Origin of the sequence: Kitasatospora sp. NPDC097605 (assembly GCF_040302725.1) — a bacterium.
Classification (GTDB): Bacteria; Actinomycetota; Actinomycetes; order Streptomycetales; family Streptomycetaceae; genus Kitasatospora.
Genome location: NZ_JBEOSF010000013.1, coordinates 103703 through 122549, shown reverse-complemented (window position 1 = coordinate 122549; position 18847 = coordinate 103703). Strand labels below are relative to the sequence as shown.

General features: G+C 74.1%; 16 protein-coding genes. 5 read left to right on the top strand and 11 right to left on the bottom strand.

Annotated elements, in window-relative coordinates:
* Window positions 1–48: 48 nt before the first annotated feature.
* A complete protein-coding gene (locus tag ABTX81_RS17225) occupies window positions 49–1575 on the bottom strand; it encodes a carbohydrate binding domain-containing protein (RefSeq protein WP_350545939.1) in 1527 nt (508 codons plus the stop codon).
* 201 nt (window positions 1576–1776) lie between these two features.
* Here ABTX81_RS17225 and ABTX81_RS17220 point away from each other — a divergent pair, with 201 nt between their 5' ends.
* Window positions 1777–2442 (top strand): GDSL-type esterase/lipase family protein, encoded by a 666-nt coding sequence (locus ABTX81_RS17220; protein ID WP_350545936.1) that lies wholly within the window; start codon window positions 1777–1779, stop codon window positions 2440–2442.
* Between the two features lie 83 nt (window positions 2443–2525).
* Window positions 2526–3482 carry an aldo/keto reductase gene (locus tag ABTX81_RS17215; protein WP_350545933.1) on the top strand — a complete coding sequence of 319 codons (957 nt, stop codon included), beginning with the start codon at window positions 2526–2528 and terminating at the stop codon, window positions 3480–3482.
* 4 nt (window positions 3483–3486) lie between these two features.
* Here ABTX81_RS17215 and ABTX81_RS17210 read toward each other — a convergent pair whose 3' ends face one another.
* From ABTX81_RS17210 to ABTX81_RS17195, 4 genes are all read right to left on the bottom strand, one after another.
* Window positions 3487–4140 (bottom strand): GNAT family N-acetyltransferase, encoded by a 654-nt coding sequence (locus tag ABTX81_RS17210; RefSeq protein WP_350545930.1) that lies wholly within the window; start codon window positions 4138–4140, stop codon window positions 3487–3489.
* Between the two features lie 74 nt (window positions 4141–4214).
* On the bottom strand, window positions 4215–4904 hold the full coding sequence (locus ABTX81_RS17205; RefSeq protein WP_350545928.1) for a nitroreductase family protein: 690 nt from the start codon (window positions 4902–4904) through the stop codon (window positions 4215–4217).
* 79 nt (window positions 4905–4983) lie between these two features.
* On the bottom strand, window positions 4984–6621 hold the full coding sequence (locus ABTX81_RS17200; protein WP_350545926.1) for an ABC-F family ATP-binding cassette domain-containing protein: 1638 nt from the start codon (window positions 6619–6621) through the stop codon (window positions 4984–4986).
* A gap of 85 nt (window positions 6622–6706) precedes the next feature.
* Entirely contained in the window at window positions 6707–7954 is a 1248-nt protein-coding gene (locus ABTX81_RS17195) for a hypothetical protein (RefSeq protein WP_350545924.1), read from the bottom strand.
* Window positions 7955–8414: 460 nt separating this feature from the next.
* Here ABTX81_RS17195 and ABTX81_RS17190 point away from each other — a divergent pair, with 460 nt between their 5' ends.
* On the top strand, window positions 8415–10022 hold the full coding sequence (locus tag ABTX81_RS17190) for an ABC-F family ATP-binding cassette domain-containing protein (RefSeq protein WP_350545921.1): 1608 nt from the start codon (window positions 8415–8417) through the stop codon (window positions 10020–10022).
* Here ABTX81_RS17190 and ABTX81_RS17185 read toward each other — a convergent pair whose 3' ends face one another.
* On the bottom strand, window positions 10023–11498 hold the full coding sequence (locus ABTX81_RS17185) for a S41 family peptidase (RefSeq protein WP_350545919.1): 1476 nt from the start codon (window positions 11496–11498) through the stop codon (window positions 10023–10025).
* 243 nt (window positions 11499–11741) lie between these two features.
* On the opposite strand from ABTX81_RS17185, the gene ABTX81_RS17180 reads away from it, so the two are divergent.
* Both ABTX81_RS17180 and ABTX81_RS17175 read left to right on the top strand, forming a co-directional pair.
* On the top strand, window positions 11742–11954 hold the full coding sequence (locus tag ABTX81_RS17180) for a hypothetical protein (RefSeq protein WP_344322900.1): 213 nt from the start codon (window positions 11742–11744) through the stop codon (window positions 11952–11954).
* Between the two features lie 31 nt (window positions 11955–11985).
* The gene (locus ABTX81_RS17175; protein ID WP_350546145.1) at window positions 11986–12357 is read left to right on the top strand and encodes a toxin Doc; all 372 of its coding nucleotides are present in this window, start codon (window positions 11986–11988) and stop codon (window positions 12355–12357) included.
* A gap of 42 nt (window positions 12358–12399) precedes the next feature.
* Here the strand turns inward: ABTX81_RS17175 and ABTX81_RS17170 are convergent, their stop codons facing one another.
* From ABTX81_RS17170 to ABTX81_RS17150, 5 genes are all read right to left on the bottom strand, one after another.
* The gene (locus tag ABTX81_RS17170) at window positions 12400–13056 is read right to left on the bottom strand and encodes a response regulator transcription factor (protein ID WP_350546142.1); all 657 of its coding nucleotides are present in this window, start codon (window positions 13054–13056) and stop codon (window positions 12400–12402) included.
* Between the two features lie 80 nt (window positions 13057–13136).
* The gene (locus tag ABTX81_RS17165; protein WP_350545916.1) at window positions 13137–14438 is read right to left on the bottom strand and encodes a sensor histidine kinase; all 1302 of its coding nucleotides are present in this window, start codon (window positions 14436–14438) and stop codon (window positions 13137–13139) included.
* Window positions 14435–15508 (bottom strand): hypothetical protein, encoded by a 1074-nt coding sequence (locus tag ABTX81_RS17160; RefSeq protein ID WP_350545913.1) that lies wholly within the window; start codon window positions 15506–15508, stop codon window positions 14435–14437. The genes ABTX81_RS17165 and ABTX81_RS17160 overlap by 4 nt, the downstream gene beginning before the upstream one ends.
* Window positions 15509–15621: 113 nt before the next feature.
* Window positions 15622–16692 carry a hypothetical protein gene (locus ABTX81_RS17155; RefSeq protein ID WP_350545910.1) on the bottom strand — a complete coding sequence of 357 codons (1071 nt, stop codon included), beginning with the start codon at window positions 16690–16692 and terminating at the stop codon, window positions 15622–15624.
* Window positions 16692–18833 (bottom strand): DUF6571 family protein, encoded by a 2142-nt coding sequence (locus ABTX81_RS17150; RefSeq protein WP_350545907.1) that lies wholly within the window; start codon window positions 18831–18833, stop codon window positions 16692–16694. Before ABTX81_RS17150 ends, ABTX81_RS17155 begins: the two co-directional genes overlap by 1 nt.
* Window positions 18834–18847 lie beyond the last annotated feature (14 nt).

Below are 18847 nucleotides of genomic sequence, written 5' to 3'. Positions count from 1 at the left end.
GGCGGTCCCGGGAGGGGGACCGCCGGCGCCGTGGGGCCGGGTGCGGGCTCAGCCGGTGTACTGGGCGAAGATCTTCGCGAACTCGTACGGCTGCTGCGGGATGTTGGTGCACTTGAACAGGCCGCCGCCGGTACAGGCGTTGGCGTCCCGGGTGGCGTCCCAGAAGGCCAGCGTGCCGAGGTGGTGCTGCCGGGCGAAGGCGACCAGCTGCTGGGCGTCGGCCTGGTTGTAGATCTGGTGGTCGTCGTTCTCGCCGAGCATCGGGGTGACCCCGACCATGGCCCACAGCCGGGCGTCGCTCTTGGCCGGGTGCAGCGCCTTGAGCTGGCCGTACAGGGACTGCGCGGCCTGGACGGCGGCGTCGCCGTAGTCGGTGCCGGCGCGGTAGTAGTCCATCGCCATGACGTTGACGACGTCGACGTCCACGCCCGCGTCCCGGGCGGAGCGGACGATGGCGACGCCCTCGGTGGTCAGGCCCTCGGGGAGGACCGGCAGGGTGAAGGAGACCTTCAGGCCGGGGTGCGCCTTCTGCAGCTTGGCGAGGGTGGCGGAGCGGCGCTCGTTGGCGACGGTGTCGGCGATCGCGGCGCCCTCGATGTCGAAGTCGACGTAGCGCAGGTTGTAGGCGTTGACGACGGCGTCGTACTCGGCGAACAGGGAGTCCACGCTCGTGCAGGCGGCGGCGAGTTCGGTGCCGCTGGCGCCGCCGAAGGAGAGCTTGACGTCGCCGCCGCCCGCGCGCAGCGCGTCGATCTGGTCCTTGGCCCAACCGGTGCGCGGGTCATAGGCGTTGAACCAGCTGGCCTTGCAGCCGACGGCGGTGACGAAGCCCATGGTGAAGGACTTGAGGTTGCCGGCCTTGGCCATCGCGGGCATCGACGGGGTGGGCCAGGCGCCCATGTCGATGTACGGGGCCACCGGGAGGGCGACGTTCGGCGCCGGGGTGGTGGGCGGCGCGGTGGTCGGGGGGACGGTCGTCGGCGGCACGGTGGTCGGGGGGACCGTGGTGGGCGGCGGCGTGCTCGGGGTGCCGCCGGGGCCGCTGAGCGTGATGTCGTCGGCGAGGTAGGCCCCCTGGCCGTACCAGCCGTGCAGATGGACGTTGACGCTGGTGGTGGCCGCGCCGGTGGTGAAGGTGGCGGTCAGCTGCTGCCAGCCGGAGCCGCCGGGCGTCCAGACGGCCGGGTCGGTGACGCCGGTGCCGGTCGCGCCGAGGTACACGTACTGGCCCTGGACCCAGGCGCTCAGCGTGTAGGTGGTGTTGGGCTTCACCGCGACGTCCTGGCCGCACTGCGCGGTGCCGGCACCGGTGACCTCGCCGCGCAGCGCGTACGAGCCGCCGTGCGCGCCGGAGCCGACCACGCTGCCGGCCCCGCCGGTACAGCTCCAGGCGCCCAGCGAGCCGCTCTCGAACCCGGGGTTGCCAAGCAGGTTGCCGTCGGCGGCGCCGGCGCTCCCGGCGACCGTGGCGAGGCCGCCGCCGGCCAGGACGACGGCGGTGGCGAGACCGAGCACCTTGGTGCGGACGGCGGGGCGGCGGTGTCGGACGGCAGCGTCATGCGGCGCACGTGGCATGGGGGTGCCTCTCAGGACGGGGGCGCCGCCCGCCGCGCGCAGGGGGAGGAGGCGCGGGGCGGGCGGCGTGGAGGGGTGGTCCGGTGGGGGAGTGCGCGGTGCTGTGCTTCAACCTGGACTAGACCACCTGGGCGCGTCAAGGATCTCCGGTGCAGCAAAGGCACCTCGTAGCAAGGCTTACGCGGACCTTAAGGTTCCGCCATGAGCAAGGACATGGGCGGCAGGGATCTGCGGATCGTCTTCCTCGGCGACTCGTTCACCCAGGGGGTCGGGGACCCGGAGTACCGCGGCTGGGTGGGCCGGGTGATGGCGGACTGCTGGGCGGGTCTCGCGGCGGGGCCGGACGGGGTGACGGCGTTCAACCTCGGTGTGCGGCGCAACACTTCGGCGGACGTACTGGCCCGCTGCTGGGCCGAGACGGCGGTGCGGGCGCTGCCGGGTGCGGACAACCGGCTGGTGCTGTCGGTGGGCAGCAACGATGCGGTGGAGGAGGACGGCCGGGTACGGGTCGCGCCGGACGCGTGCCTGGCCAACGTAACCGCGCTGCTGGACGGGGCGCGCGAACGCGGGCTCGCGCCCCTGGTGGTGGGTCCGCCCCCGGTGGTCGGCGCGGGCGCCCCGCACCTGGAGCGGCTGCTGGCGCTGGCCGACGGGATCGCCGGGGTCTGCGCCGGACGCGGGGTGCCGTTCGTCGGCGTGACCCGGGAGCTGGCGGCGGACCCGGTGTGGACGGCGGAGGCCCTGGCCGGGGACGGTGCGCACCCGGGCGCGGGCGGGTACCGGCGGCTCGCGGACCTGGTGCTGCGGGGAGGGTTCCGGGACTGGCCGGCGGAGCATCACCCCCTCGTGGGAACGGGCTTGACCTAGAGCGCACTCGAAGGGAGAGGCTGTTCCCCGTTGATCCGACAGCGGTCGGCGCCACCGGGGCCGGCACCAGTGAGGAGTACGTGATGCGCAACGCCACGCTCGGCAGTGAGGGTCCCGAGGTCGGGGTCGTCGGCCTCGGCTGCATGGGGATGACCTGGGCCTACGACGTCCACAACCGTGACGACGAGAACTCGGTGCGGGTGATCCGGCAGGCGCTGGACCTCGGCGTCACGCTGATCGACACCTCCGACATCTACGGCCCCTACACCAACGAGGAGGTCGTCGGCGCCGCGCTGGCCGGGCCGTACCGGGAGCGCGCGGTGCTCGCCACCAAGGTGGGCCTGGTGCCGGGCAACGCCGAGGAGCGGGTGCTGCGCAACGGCCGCCCCGAGCACATCCGGCGCTCGATCGACGACAGCCTGCGCCGGCTGGGCACCGACCACGTCGACCTGTACCAGCTGCACCGGATCGACCCGGAGGTGCCGGTCGAGGAGTCCTGGGGCGCGCTCGCCGAGGCGGTCGCGGCCGGCAAGGCGCGGCGGATCGGGCTCTCCGAGGTGACCGTCGAGGAGATCGAGCGCGCGCAGGCCGTCCACCCGGTGGCCTCGGTGCAGAACGAGCTGTCGCTCTGGACCCGGGACTCGCTCGCCGAGGTGCTGCCGTACACCGAGGAGCAGGGGATCGCCTTCCTGCCGTTCTCCCCGCTCGGCCGGGGCTTCCTGACCGGCGGCATCGCGTCCTTCGACGAGCTGCCGGCGGACGACTTCCGGCGCGGGCTGCCGCGGTTCCAGCAGGAGGCGCTGAAGGCCAACCTGGCGCTGGTGGAGCGGGTGCGGGCGGTCGCGGCGCGGCTCGGCGCGACGCCCGCGCAGGTGGCGCTCGCCTGGGTGCTGGCGCAGGGGCGGTACGTGCTGCCGATCCCGGGGACGAAGACGCCGAAGTACCTGGAGGAGAACGCGGCGGCGGCCGACCTGGTGCTCTCGCCGGCGGACCTCGCCGAGCTGGACGCGCTGCCGCCGGCGGCCGGCGAGCGGTACTGAGGCGCTAGAGCGAGAGGCCCTGGCCTTCCTGGACCCAGATCTGCTTGCGCCCGGTCTCGCCCGGTGCCCGCACCGGCGCGTCGACCACGCGGTCGAGCCGGAAGCCGAGCCGGCGGGCCACCGCGCCGCTGGCCGTGTTGGCGGGGTCGCAGTGGATCTCGACCCGGTGGATCCCGGGCAGGGCGAGCGCCGCTTCGGCGACCGAGCGGGCGGCGGCGGTGGCGATGCCGCGCCGGCCGTGCTCGGCACTCACCCAGTAGCCGATCTCCAGCGCGCCCGGGCCGATCCGGCCGTGCAGGCCGAACGAGCCGATCACCCGGCCCGGTTCGGCGTCCAGGCCGACCAGGTAGATGAAGTCGGTGCCGGCGTCCCAGGCGGCGACGCCGGCCGCGGTGAGCCCGGCGGTCCTGGCCGGGGTGGGCGCCTCGGCGGCCCACTCCAGCCAGGGGCGCAGATGCTCCAGGTTGGCCCGGACGGCGGCGTTGAGCGCGCGTGCCTGGGCCGGGGAGCGCCGCCGCAGGGTGATCCCCCCGGCCGGCCGCAGCAGTTCGGGCGGCCGGCCGGGGGTGGGCGCACCGGGTGCACCAGGCGTGCCGGGCGCACCGGGTGCACCGAACGCGGGCGCGCCCCCGCACGGCGGCGGCATGACGTGATTCATGACAGCGATTATGTCGCCGTCCTGTACCTGTCACCACCGACCGCCGCCGCGCGCCGGGGCCCGCCGGGGGCGCGTCAGAGGCGGATCAGCACCTCGTCGAGCTCCTTGCGCCGCAGGTCCGGCACGCGCGCCCCCTCGGCGGGGTAGCCCACCGGGATCACATAGGCGGCCCGCTCCTCCTGCGGCCGTTCGCACACCTCGTTGAGGAACTTCATCGGGCTCGGCGTGTGGGTGAGCGTGGCCAGACCGGCCTGGTGCAGCGAGGCGAGCAGCAGGCCGACCGCGATCCCCACCGACTCCTTGGTGTAGTACGGACGCGGCGAGGTGGGGCCCTTGTGCACCTCGAAGACGACGATCACGGCCGGCGCGTCCTCCAGGAAGGGCTTGCGCCAGTCGGTGCCGATCGGCGCCAGCGCGGCCAGCCACTCCTCGGAGGCCCGGTGCGCGTAGAACTCCCGCTCCTCGGCCTCGGCGGCCTCCCGCAGCCGGCGCTTGCGCTCCGGGTCGGTGATCACCACGAACCGCCAGGGCTGTACGTGCGCGCCGCTCGGCGCGGTGTTGGCGGTGCGGATCGCCCACTCGACCACGCCGTCCGGGATCGGGCGGGTCGCGTAGTCGCGGACGGTCCGGCGCTGCGCCATCACGTCGTGGAAGGACCTGCTGCGGGCCTCGGCCTCGTGGGCGGGCACGGTCATGGGGGTGAGCAAGACGGTCGGGTAGGACGCGTCCGCCACCGCGCTGTCGAGCGCTGTGCTGTCAACCATGGGCGACAGCACAGCACATGACGGCGGGCCGGGGAAGAGGTCTGGACCTCCTCTCCCGGCCCGCCCGCCGTGTGATCGCCTACAGCTCGCGGACGCCGCCGCCGCCGACCTCGATCCGCCGGTTCACCGCCACCGTGTCCAGCATCCGCCGGTCGTGCGTGACCAGCAGCAGCGTGCCGGTGTACGTGCCCAGCGCCGACTCCAGCTGCTCGATCGCGGGCAGATCCAGGTGGTTGGTGGGCTCGTCCAGCACCAGCAGGTTCACCCCGCGCGCCTGGAGCAGTGCCAGCGCCGCCCTGGTCCGCTCACCGGGGGAGAGGGTGTCCGCCGGGCGCAGCACGTGCACCGCCTTCAGGCCGAACTTGGCCAGCAGGGTGCGCACCTCCTCCGGCGCGAGTTCCGGGACGGCGGCGGCGAACGCCTCCAGCAGCGGCTCCCCGCCGAGGAACAGCCCACGGGCCTGGTCCACCTCGCCGACCACCACCCCGGAGCCCAGCACGGCGCTGCCGGAGTCGAGGTCGAGCCGGCCCAGCAGGGCGGCCAGCAGGGTGGACTTGCCCGCGCCGTTGGCGCCGGTGATGGCCACCCGGTCCGCCCAGTCGATCTGCAGGTCCACCGGGCCGAGCGTGAAGTCGCCGCGCCGGGCGGTGGCCCCGCGCAGGGTGGCGACCACCGAGCCGGAGCGCGGCGCGGTGGCGATCTCCATCCGCAGCTCCCACTCCTTGCGGGGCTCCTCGACCACCTCCAGCCGCTCGATCATCCGCTGGGTCTGGCGGGCCTTGGCGGCCTGCTTCTCGGTGGACTCGGTGCGCATCGCGCGCCCGATCTTGTCGTTGTCGCTGGACTTGCGGCGGGCGTTGCGCACGCCGTTCTCCATCCAGCCGCGCTGCATCCGGGCCCGGGCCTCCAGGCCCGCCTTGGTGTCGGCGTACTCGTCGTACTCCTCGCGGGCGTGCCGGCGGGCGGTGGCGCGCTCCTCCAGGTACGCCTCGTAGCCGCCGCCGTAGAGGTTGACCTGGCCCTGGTGCAGGTCCAGCTCCAGCACCTTGGTGACGGTGCGGGCCAGGAACTCGCGGTCGTGGCTGATCACCACGGTGCCCGCGCGCAGGCCCTTGACGAAGGCCTCCAGCCGCTCCAGGCCGTCCAGGTCGAGGTCGTTGGTGGGCTCGTCGAGCAGGAAGACGTCGTAGCGGGAGAGCAGCAGTGAGGCGAGGCCGGCCCGGGCCGCCTGGCCGCCGGAGAGGGCGGTCATCGGCAGGTCCAGGGAGACCTTGAGGCCGAGCGAGTCGGCGACCTCCTCGGCCCGCTCGTCCAGGTCGGCGCCGCCGAGGTCCAGCCAGCGGTCCAGGTTGACGGCGTAGGCGTCGTCGGCGCCGGGAACGCCGTCGACCAGGCCCTGGGTGGCCTCGTCCAGCGCGGCCTGCGCGGCGCCCACGCCGGTGCGGCGGGCCAGGAAGTCGCGGACCGACTCGTCCGGGTGGCGCTCCGGCTCCTGCGGGAGGTGGCCGACGTTCGCGGTGGCCGGGCTGAGCCGCAGCGAGCCGCCCTCCGGGGCGTCCAGGCCGGCCAGCAGCCGCAGCAGGGTCGACTTGCCGGCTCCGTTGACGCCGACCAGGCCGATCACGTCGCCGGGGGCGACGACCAGGTCCAGGCCGGAGAAGAGGGTGCGCTCGCCGTGGCCGGCGGCGAGGTCCTTGACGACGAGTGTGGCGCTCATGATGCCCCGATTCTAGGCCGCCGGGAACCGGTGCCGCCGGGGGAGGGAGCTCCCCCGGCGGCGAGCGTTCAGCGCGTGACCGGGGTCACTTGCTCTTCTTGGCGAAGTACTCCAGCGCGTGCTGGGCGACGTCGTCCAGGTACGGGCCGGCCTCCCAGGTGTTGTCGAAGCCGCCGATGGAGGTGTCCGACACCAGGACCTGCTTGCCGTCCTTGGTGGTGAACCAGCCGCCGCCGCTGTCGCCGCCGGTGCCGTTGCAGCCGGTCATCAGCATGGTCGGCCGGGCCGGGTCCATCGAGCGGCGGGCGGGCTTGCCGGCCTCGCAGTGCTCCAGTTCCATGCCGTCGAACGGCTTGCCGGCCGGGTAGCCGTAGGTGCTCACGGTGGCGATCTGCTCGCGCGGGGCGTTGAACCAGACCGGCACCGAGCCACCGACGACCTCCTCCAGCGACTTGCCGCTGCCGTCCGGGTTGGCCACCTTGAGGATGCCGAAGTCGTACTGGCTCCACGGGCCGCCGTTCTCCGGGTCGGCCTCGGCCGCCCACTGAGGGGAGACCATGCCCGCGACGGCGCCCCACTCGCCGTACGGCTCGGCCTCGGCGAGCGAGCCCTTCTTGCCGCCGCTGACCGCGCCGCTGCTGTTGAAGGCCGGGGCGAAGGTGATGTTGGTGTGGTACTTGCCGCCCTTGCCGCCGTGCAGGCAGTGGCTGGCCGTCCAGACCAGGTTGCTCCGGCCCGGGTTGGCCGGGTCGGAGACGACGGTGCCGGAGCAGACGTAGTCCTGGTTGCCGTCCTGGAAGAACAGCTTGCCGTTGACGTGGGCCGGCTTGGCGTACGGGTGGGCGACGGGCTTCATCTCGACCAGCTTCGGCTGCGGGTCGTTCTGGCCGCCGCCGCTGCCCGGCTGGGCCGGGGCGGCGCTGGTCGGCTGGGCCGTCGGGGCCGCCGAGGTCGGCTGCGCGCTGGGCGGCGTGGTCGGCTGCGCGCTGGGCTGGTTGCCCGGGCCCGGCTTGGCGGGCTTGGCCGCGAGGATCTTCTGGAGGTCCCAGAAGCCCTTGACCGCCGGGGTGATGACGTTCTGCCGGGCCCACTTGTCCCAGTCGTCGAAGGTCCACTTCTTGAGCTCGTCGGCGCTCGGCAGCTTGACCGGCGGCAGTCCGCCCGGCTTGCCGGTGGAGCCCGCGGTGGCCGCGGTGGTCGCGGCGGTCTGCGCGTCGCTCGGAGCGGCGACCGGGTCGCTGTTCTCCGGGCCGCACGCGGTCGCGACGACCATGGTCAGTGCGACGGCGGACGCGCCCAGCGCGGCACGCGTCGCCCGGGATATCGGTGACATGAGTTCGGTTCCCCCTGTGAATGCACGCCACGGCCGCGAGTGTCGAGCGGGTGGCAGGGGAGGAGTCTGCCATGCGGGGCGGACGGCTCCCGCCCGCCGACCGTTCCGGGGCAGGGCTGTCACCGGATCGGCACGTGATCGGCACCGAAAAAACCGGTTGCGGGCCTCGAAGGCCCTCCGTAGCGTGATCCCTGCCACCCGCCAGAACAGGAGCAGGCCATTGATCTACTGAGGTCCCGAGACACCGCCCCCGCCGCATCGCAGCCAGGTCGCCGGCCCCGCCGCCGACCGTGCCCCTGCCCGCGGTCCGTGAGTGTGCGCGTGCCCGACCTCAGTGGTGAGCCGGTCCGGCGTCCCCCGTCGCTCTGACGGCCCGGCCCTCCCCTTCCCGGTCCCGCCCGCGCCGCGGTGTCTCCCCGTGTTGCTTCACGACCACGTCGGCGACCACCGGGAGGCCTCCATGGCACAACCCACCACCTCACTCCTCTGCACCGACCTCTCCTTCGAGTGGCCGGACGGCAGGCCCGTCCTCGACGGCTTCCACCTCGCCGTCGGCCCCGGCCGCACCGGCCTGATCGGGCTCAACGGCGCGGGCAAGTCCACCCTGCTGCGCCTGCTGGCGGGCGAACTCACCCCCACCTCGGGCGCCGTGAAGGCGGCCGGCGAGATCGGCCACCTGCCGCAGGGCCTCACCCTGGACACCGGTCTGCGGGTCGACGAGGCGCTCGGCGTCCGGGCCGCCCGCGAGGCCCTGCACGCCATCGAGACCGGCTCCACCGACCAGCGCCACTTCGACGCGGTCGGCGACGACTGGGACGTCGAGGAGCGCGCCCGCGCGCTGCTCGACCGGCTCGGCCTGCACCGGCTCGGCCTCGACCGCACCACCGGCGAACTCTCCGGCGGCGAGGCCGTGTTGCTGCGGCTCGCCGCGCTGCTGCTGCGCCGCCCCGACGTCCTGCTGCTCGACGAGCCGACCAACAACCTCGACCGCTCCGCCCGCGAGCGGCTCTACGAGACGGTGGCCGGCTGGGGCGGGGTGATGGTGATCGTCAGCCACGACCGCGAGCTGCTCCAGCACGTCGACCAGATCGCCGAACTGCGGGACGGTCAGGTCACCTGGTACGGCGGCAACTTCGCCGAGTACGAGCGCACCGTCGCCGCCCAGCAGGAGACGGCCGAGCGGCTGCTGCGCAACGCCGAGGCCGATGTCCACCGCCAGAAGCGGGACCTGGCCGAGGCCCGGATGCGGCTGGACCGCAGCGCCAGCTACGGCCGGAAGCGCTCGGTCACCCGCAACGACCCGCACATCTTCGCCGGCAAGCTCAAACGCCAGGGCCAGGAGACCGCGGGCCGGCTGCAGGGCATGCACACCGAACGGCTGGAGGAGGCCAAACGCAAGCTGACCGCCGCCGAGGAGGCCGTCCGGGACGACGCCGAGATCCGGATCGACCTGCCCCGCACCGCGGTGCCGGTCGGTCGCACCGTGCTCACCCTGGACAAGGTCCGGCTGCCGCACGGCATCACCGCCGACCTCGACCTGCGCGGGCCCGAGCGGATCGCCCTGGTCGGCCGCAACGGCGCGGGCAAGTCCACCCTGCTGCGCGCCATCGCCGGCGAACTCCCCCCGCTGCGGGGCGAGGTGGTCACCCCGGTGCCGCTGCGCCACCTCCCGCAGCGGCTCGACCTGCTCGACGACAAGCTGACCGTGGTGGGCAACGTCAAGCTGTTCGCGCCGGGCGCGGGGGACAACGCGGTCCGGGCCCGGCTGGCCCGGTTCCTGTTCCGCGGCGGGCGTGCCGACCAGCCGGCCGGCACGCTCTCCGGCGGCGAGCGGTTCCGCGCCACCCTGGCCGCGCTGCTGCTGGCCGACCCGCCGCCGCAGCTGCTGCTGCTCGACGAGCCGACCAACAACCTCGACCTGGCCAGCGTCCGCCAGCTCACCCAGGCGCTCGCCGCCTACCAGGGCGCGCTGATCGTCGCCAGCCACGATGTGCCGTTCCTGCGCGGCCTGGGCGTCACGCGCTGGCTGGAGCTGGACGGCGAACTGAGGGCGGTGGACCCGATGTGATCAGCGCCCGCCGGCCCCGGCGGCGAGCAGCCGCCGGGCCTCGGTCAGGGCGGAGTCCTTGAGGCCGGCCAGCTCCTCCGGGGTGAAGACGGGGGTGCGGACGTCCGGCGGGATGCCCGGGCCGTCGAAGGTGCTGCCGTCGCGGGTGAGGAACTTCTCGTTCGGCAGGACGGCCAGCAGCTCGGCGGAGAGCGGCTTGAACATGATGTCGGAGAAGACGCCCTGGGTGTTCTCGCCGACGCGGACCGCTGCCGGCCGCCGCTCCGCCATGGCCTGGGTGAAGGTCTCGCCCGCGCTGACGGTCGAGCCGGCGGTGAGCAGGGCGACCGGTCCGGTGAAGCGGGTGGTGCCGGCGGCCGGGCGGACCACGCTCGGCTGGGGCGCGGTGAAGCGGGCCGGGTCGGCCGGGTCGTTGCGGGCCACCTTGCGGTAGGCGAGGAAAGGCCGGTCGGTGAGCCGGGAGGCGATCCGCAGCCCCAGCTCGTCCGAGCCGCCGCCGTTCAGCCGCAGGTCGATCACCAGGCCGTTCAGCCGCTGCGGATGGGCCAGCAGCGCGTCCAGCGCCTTGTCCAGCTCGGCCGCGTGGGCCTGGTAGGGGCCGTCGTCCACGTACCCGTCGAAGCCGCTCACCCGCAGGTAGCCGATGCCGCCCGAGAGTTCGCCGACGCCCAGCAGGCCCTGGCCGAAGGTCTGCTCGGGGGCGAGGAGCTGGGCGGCGACCGCCCGGCCCGCCTGCTCGCGGACCTCGTCGGTGGGCTCCTGGGTGCCCGGGCGCAGCCCGCCGAAGACGAGGTCGAACCCGCCGTCGGCCGCCTTGCGGCCCAGCGCGGTGTGCGCGTCGCCGAGCGGCTCCAGGAGGCCCGTGATGATCTTCTCGAGCTCGGCGGTGCCGGTCTGCGGGGTGATGGCCGCCCGGGCCGCCGCTCCCTGGGCGTGCCAGTCGATGCCCTTGGCGGCGAAGAAGGGGTAGTTCTCCTCGAAGGTCGCCCAGAACCGGTCGAAGACCGCGAGCGCGTCCTGCGGCGCCGGCTGCGTGCAGCGGGCCGGCAGTCCGCCGGGCAGCCGGGACAGGTCCTTGGTCGAGGTGGCGCCGTCGTCCTTGTACACCGCCCGGTCGCGGCCCTGCGGGGTGACGGTCAGCTCGCCGTACCCCTTGCCCGGGAGGCCGTAGCGGACGGCGCCGCCGTGCCCGGGCGCACCGACCTGCGCGCCGGTGAGGAACCCCGGGGTGCAGCTGATCCGGGTGACGTCGTACGTGGTGAAGGTGGTTCCGTGGATCTCCGCGATCGTGCCGTAGCCGTCCGTCCGCCAGACGCCCTCCAGCCGGTTGACACCGGGCCGCTGCGCCGCGCCGTTCCCCTCGGGCGCCGCGCCCGCCGTTCCCGCCGCGCCCGCCGCGCCCGCCGTTCCTGCGGTGATCGCGAGCGCGATCGCCGCGATCCCCGCCGCCCTGGCCGTCGACTTCCTGTGCCCCATACCCATGCCGTTCCCTGTGCCTCCATGTCCGGGCCTCCCCCGCGGAACCCCTCCGCCGCCCACGAGTTGACGGTACGGACGGAGGCGGTCGCCGCACGTCAGCCCGTGGAGCGGTCCGCACCGGGACCACGGAGGTACGCCGGGGCGCGCCGGGCTCCGACCGGCGGCGTACGCCTTCCCGGAGCGGCCTCAGGGTGGCCGGCTCGGTGTCCAACTCCCGTGCGCTCCAGTACCATCGGCGCCATGCCAGCACTCAACATCGAGTACACGGAGCACGAACTCGCCGCCATCCGCGAGGCGGCCGCCGCCGACGGCAAGAGCGTCAAGGCCTATGTGCACGACCTGAGTGTGCGGGAGCAGCAGCGCCGGGTGTTCGTCTCCCACGCGGTGGCGTTCTGGAACGCGCACCGCGAGGAGTTCGACCGGGAGTTCCCGGAGGACGCGCCGGCCGCCTGAGCCGGGCGCGGGCGACGGGGGTGCCGCGATGATGCTGCTGCGGGTCGATCTGCGCTGGCTGCTCGACGTCCAGGAGCTGGCCTCGCCGGAGGACCTGAGCGTGCGGGACTACTCGGCGCTGCAGGCGGCCGTCGCCCGGCACCGGGTGAACACCGCGCAGCTCGGCCACGACGCCGATCCGGCCTGGTGCGCGGCCACCCTGATGCACACCATCGTGCTGCTGCGGCCGCTTCCGGTGCGCAACAACCTGTACGCCTGCATGACGACGGCGGCGTACATGCACGCGGCCGGGGAGGGCATCGACCCGCCGTACGGGGTGCTGGTGGAGCTGGCCCGGGACATCGCCGACGGGCGGGCGGACGTGTTCGCGGCGGCCGACCGGATCCGGTGCTGGCGGATCTGAGGCGCGGATCGGAGCGCCGGCGCCGGCCGCCGTCCGAAGTGCTCAGCCCGGCAGCACGAACCCCGACTCGTACGCCGCGATCACCGCCTGGGTGCGGTCCCGGGCGCCCAGCTTGGCCAGCACCCCGCCCACGTGCGTCTTGACCGTCTCCTGGCTGAGCACCAGCTTCGCGGCGATCTCCCCGTTGCTGAGCCCGGTCGCCATCAGCCGCAGCACCTGCCCCTCCCGCTCGGTGAGCCGCCCGATCGGGCCGCGCTCGGTCACCGGTCGCGGAGCCCGCGCGGCCGGCGCCGCGTACCGCAGGGCCAGTTCCCGCACGGCCGCCGGGAACAGCAGCGAGTCGCCGCGCGCGATCAGCCGCACCGCCTGCACCATCTCCTCGGCCCGCGCCCGCTTCAGCAGGAACCCGGCCGCCCCGGCCCGCAGCGCGTCGTAGACGTGGTCGTCGTGCTCGAAGGTGGTGACCACCAGGATCCGGGGCGGGTCGGCCATCCCGGCGACCAGCTGCTCGGTGGCCCGGATGCCGTCGATCCCCGGCATCCGGACGTCCATCAGCACCACGTGCGGGCGCAACTCGCGGACCAGCGGCACCACTTCGGCGCCGTCGGCCGCCTCGCCGACCACGGCGAGGTCCGGTTCGGCATCGATCACCACCCGCAGGCCCGTGCGCACCAGCCGCTCGTCGTCGGCGATCACCACCCGGACCGGCCCACCGGCCGCACCGGCCGCACCGTCCGTCCCGTTCGAACCGCCCGCGACGTTCCCGTTGCCGGTCCCGTTCACCGCTCTTCTCCCACCGGCAGCCAGACGGCCAGCCGCCACGTCGTCCCGTCGTCCACCGGCCCGGCCTCGCAGCCCCCGCGCAGCGCCGCCGCGCGCTCGCCGATCCCGCGCAGCCCGCGCCCGCCGCCGGGCCGGCTGGGCCGTGACCGGCCGAGCGGATTGGTCAGTTCGATCTCCAGCCGCCCGCCGGCCCGGGCGACCCGCAGCCGGGCGGGCGCGGTCCCGGCCGGTCCGGCGTGCCGCAGCACATTGGTCAGGCCCTCCTGGACGATCCGGTAGGCCTCGCGGGAGAACGCGGCCGGCAGCCGGTCCAGGCCGGGGGCCACCTCGGCGTCCACCGCCAGCCCGGTGCGGGCCAGTTGCCGCAGCAGGTCGTCCAGCCCGGCGAGGGTCGGTCCGGCGGCCCCGGCCGCGTCGCCGTCCTCCTCGCGCAGCAGCCCCAGCACCGCGTCCAGTTCGGCGACGGCGCCGCGCGCGGTCTCCTCGATGGCGGCCAGCGCCTCCGCCGCGAACTCCGGGTCGGAGCGCAGCACCCGGGCGGCGGCCGAGGCCTGGATGCCGACGGCGCTCAGCGCGTGGCCGACCGAGTCGTGCAGTTCGCGGGCCAGCCGGTTGCGCTGGGCGAGTACGGCGGCCCGCCGTTCGGCGCCGGCCAGCCGCTCGTCCGGGGTCGGGCCGAGCAGCACGGGCGCCCACCGTGCCAGCAGCGCGCCGAGGCCGGCGCTGGTGGCGACGATCAGGGCCAGCAGTGCCGCGCCCAGCACCGGACCGGGCAGCCAGCCGGGCACGCCCCGCGCCTCCCAGTACCGCACCAACTCCGAGGAGCCGGTCGGCCGGAGGATCAGCAGCACGCCGAACGGCCCGCCGGCCAGCGTCATCCCGCTGACGATGCCGCCGAACAGCAGGTGCAGGACGAACCACCCGGCCGTCCGCCGCCGGGCCGCCCAGGACCGCGCCGGTCCGGTGACCACCTCCGCCGCCCGCCGGGGAGCGCACAGCGCCAGGGCGGCCGCCCCCTCCAGCGCCCGGACGGTCGGGACCAGGGCGGTGACGGCGGCCATCGGGAGCGAGGCGCCGAGCGCGGCGAAGTAGAGCAGGATCTGCATCAGCGAGCCCTTGCGCGGGTCCAGCGCGCCCAGCACCACCGTGGACAGCAACCAGTACGGCATCAGCAGCGCTCCGCCGAGCACCAGGTGCACCCAGCGCAGCCGCGCCCGGCGCCCCAGCAGGGCACCCGCCGAGCGCCGCAGCACGCCGCCGCCGTCCTCGTCCCGCCCCCGACCCGCCCCCGTGATCATTCCGCCGACTCTACGTCAGCGCCCCCGGTCCGGACGACGGCCGTCGCGGCCCAGGCGGTGTCCGGGACGGCGCCGATCGCCGCCCGTTCGGCCAGCGCGACCGCGCCCACCGCCAGCACCAGCAGTCCGGTCACCACCTGGCCCGCCTCCACCAGCGGCATCAGCCCCGGCACCGCCTTGCGCGGGTCGTCGGAGGCCCTGACCGTCGTCCCGAACGCCACCAACTGCCAGGCACCCCAGGCGAACACCGATCCGGCCGCGGTCCACACCACCGCCAGCGGCCCGCGCAGCCGCCACCCCGGGCGGCGCCGGAACACCAGCACCAGCAGCGCCGCGACCGCGGCCACCGCCATCACGGCCGTCACCGCGTCCATGATCGCCACGCTCCGGCCGCGCTCCTCCAACCACGCCACCGGCAGCCCCGCCGACCCGCCGGACGCCCAGTACAGCCGGGCCGCCGCGACCCCGGCGGCGAGCAGCGCGGCGACGCACGCGAAGGCCCGCTGGGTGGTCAGCGTGGGGGAGTGCGGCAGATCGCCGACCCGGTCGCGGCGCAGCAGCCCGGCCCAGCGCTCCCGCGCGTACAGCAGGAACCCGGTGATCAACGCCAGTCCCTGGACGGCGAAGCCGCCGTAGACCAGGGTGAACACCCAGCCGCTCGGCCCGTCGTCGGCCCCTGCGGTGTGCTGCTCCGGGCCGAGGACCAGGGTGGAGATCAGGAAGAGCGGCAGGGCGACCAGCAGGGTGCCGAGCAGTCCGGTCGCGACCCACATCGGGAAGGCCAGCAGCCCGGCCGGCGCCCGCCGCCCCCACGGCCGGACGAACGCCAGCGCCAGGACGACGGCGACGGCGTCCATGCCGAAGGTGAGCAGGTTGACGAGCCACAGGTCGTCCATGGCGTCGGCGTCGCCGACCCCGACCGGGTGGCCGGTGAGCCAGAGCAGCTTGAGGGTGAGGTACGGCACGGTAGCCGCGACGGCCACCCAGGCAGCCGCCGTCCGCACCCGGCCGACGGGCGGGGTCGCGGAGGCGGGCGGAGCGGCGGGAAGGCGCGGAAGCGTCGAGGTCATGCCCCCACGCTCCCGCGCCCCCACCCACCCGCACGTCCTCCGGCAACCCGATCCGCCTCCCCCACCGGGGTGAACCGGAGGAGGAGGCGGGGGTCCTGGGGGAGGAGGGGCGGCTAGGGGATGATCGGCTCGCAGCCGATCGCCTGGCCGGCGGCGGTGAGGAACTGCGTCCAGACCGCCTCGGTGTCGGGCAGCAGGCGCCGATTCCTGAGGGCCGGTGCCGGGCGCTGGTCGTAGTGGAAGTACGTCTTCCGGCCCTGGCAGAGGGCCACCACGTCCTCGTTCGAGCTACCGGTCCATGTGCTCCGCCCGAACGCCGTGGAACGCTCCCCTTCCGGCGGGAGGTCCAACGTCCGGGGCTCGGTGACGACGATGAACGATGCCACGAGGTCCCCGGACGGCTTGTCGGTCACGTCGCAGGACCAGATGGGCGAGAAGGCCGTGGTGGCCTGCTGGCGGTACCACTCGTCATGGTTCGCGTCGGGTGCTTTGGTGACCGCCATGCCGGGCAGGCCGCAGAGGTTCCCCCAGTCGACCGGCTGCTCGGCGCCCGCCGTGGACAGCGTCTTCGGCGCGGGCGGCGTGCTGCCGCAGTTGCGGTCCTTCGCGGCGAGACCGGCGAGCTCGACGGCGAGCCGGGCGATGCCTTCTGCGTGGTCGCCGTCCTCTCCGTTGTGGCCGGTTCCGACCGAGGCCTGCAAGCCGGTGGGGCAGCCCTCCGGGAGCAGCGCCCACGCGCCACCCGGAGTCACCGCACCCACCGCACCGTGCTCGGCGAAGAGCCGTGCCCCCGGGTGGGATTCGGCGTGTACGTTCCGGCTCACGGAGAGCCCGAACGAGACGCTCTGCTCGGTGTCCCCGAACAGCCCGAAGCTCACCGTGGCGGCGCAGTGCTGCAGCGGGTCGACGGCGGTGGCGGAGTAGCCGGGGGACTTCTCTTCGCTGATCCGCCCCGGCCCCAGCGCGGCGTGCACGGCGTCGGCGCTCGCCGCGCCCCCGCACACGCTGTCCGGTCCGAAGACGTTGGTGAACCTGAACAGCAGCAGCCCCGCCACCCCGGCCGTGATGGCCAGCAGCACCCCGGCCGCCCGCAGCCGCAGCGCCCGGGTGGTGAAGCCGCGCTTGGAGAGCGCCGTGTCGACCCGCTCGCTCAGGGGCGGGTGCTCGTTCGTCGGTTCGTTCATCAGTCCCGTCCGAGTGCCTGGCGGTGGGCGTTGTCGACGCCGGTCTGGTAGCTCTTGTCGACCTCGTTCAGCAGCGCCGTGGTGACGCCACCGGTGGCGTCGACCTCGTGCAGCGGGATTCCTGCGGCCTGGGCGCGCCCGCGGATCATTGCCTTGAGCTGCTCGTCGCCGGCTCGGAAGGCGTCGGAGATCTGTGCAGCGGCCTCCCGATCATTTTTGGTGATGATCTCGTTGGCGTGGGCGGCGGTGCCGATGTCGACCAGTCGCTGAGCCACATCGCCCACCACGGGGATGGGCGTGAGCGGAGCGCCGATCACGTGGTACTGCATCTTGGAGGTCCAGTTGGCGCGGAAGTTCTGGTCGTCCCGGTGGTCGTCGATGACGTCGGTACGCACGCCGCTGAGCGCGCCCATCACCTCGGCCGCCTCGTGGGCGAAGCCCTCGATCCGGTGGTTGGGACGGCCCGTGCCATCCGGTTGGAAGGCCTCGTCCGGATACCCCTCCAACCGACGGGCGATCTCCTCGGTCTCGGCGCGGGTGATGGACTGGAACGCTTCGGGGTCCTCGGCGATACCGCGGATGACACGCAGCATCTGGTCCTGCCTGATGGTGAGCCCGCTGGCCTCCGAGGTTCCGCCGGTCTCCTTGCCCAGGACCTCGTAGGTGTCGGCGGCGTAGTCGGCGATCATCTTGCCGAACGGCCGGCGCAGTGCGGCGGGCAGATCGTTCTCGGCGCCGGCGTGGTCGCCGCCGAAGTGGGTGAGGGTGTCGGACATGATCTGCGCCATCGCCTTGTCGTGCGGGCGGGCCGGGAGCTGGTCGTTGGACGGGTCGCGGCCGGTGGTGGCGGCCTGGAGGGCTTCGCCGAAGGCGCCGCGTGAGGTGTCCCGGGCGAGGGCGTCGATCTGGTTGTGCTCGTAGCCCTGGTTGGGCCACTTGCGGTCCTTGAGCAGGTAGTCGAGGTTCTTGTTGGCGCCCGGGTCGAGGAACTCCTTGGCCGCTTCCGGGTTGTGGCTCATGGCCTTCATCAGGCCGCGCATCGGGTCGCCCTGCTTCCCGGTGATGTTGCCGTAGTCGGGGCCCCAGAGCTCTTCGCCCTTCAGCTTGCTGCCGCGCTCGTAGTCGACCAGGTCGTTGCCGACCTTCGTCAGGAACGGCTTGTCGAAGTCGCCCTTGGCGCCCATCAGCTCGGTGAGCGCCCGGTAGTTGTCGTTGTACCCGGCCGCCGACCCGCCCGGCTTGCGGGCGGCCTTGAGCAGGTCGTCCTCCCAGGACCTGCCCATGCCGCCGTCCTTGGTGGCGGTGGCGAGCACCTGGCCGAGGTTGCCGTAGAGCTCCTGGTACTGCCGGGCGTTGTGGTCGCCCCGGGCGAGGTCGCCGTAGACCTTGGCGTAGTCGAGCAGCGCCTCGGGGCCGCCGCGGCCGCCGGCGTTGAGGCTGTTGAGCAGACCGGTGGAGAACTCCTTGGAACCGGATCCGGTGGCCATCAGGTCCTGCAGCCGCTTCAGCTCGTCGTCGGAGAGGCTGCCGGCCTTGGCCATCAGGTCGGCGGCGCGCTTGCCGTCGGCCGTGTCGCCGCCGCCGTAGGGCTTGGCGTTGAAGGCCGTGGTGCTGGTGCCGATGTCGGTCTGCAGGGCGACGGTGGCGCGCTGGTCGGCGGCGGTGGCCTGCTGCACGGCCTTGGTGAGCCGGGCGGATATCGCCTCGGCCTTGGCCTTCATCTCCTCGTCGTACTTCTTGATCGCCGGACCGGCGTCCGGGTCGTTGTGCGAGCCGGGCATCGGCGGCCAGCGGACCGCGCCGTCGGCGCCGACGGTCATGGTCTGGCTCTCGGCGTCGTGGATCGCCGTGTCGAGGGCCTTGCGGGCGGCGGTGAAGTCGGCGGCCGCGTCGCGGATGATCGCGGCGAGCGCCTTGGCGACGCCGGCGGCCTGGGTGACGTCGGTGTCGACGCCCTTGAGGGTGGCGCCCGCCCGGATGGCGGCGGGTCCCTCCCAGCCGGCCCGCTGCGGGGTGCCGGTGAGGTCGCGGGCGACGCGCGAGTCGAGGGCGTCGAGGGCCGTGGCCATCGAGGTCCAGGCCTCGGCGGTCTCGGTGACGCCGGCGAAGTCGGCCTCGTGGAGTTCCTTGAAGGACACCATGGGGTTGCTCCTCT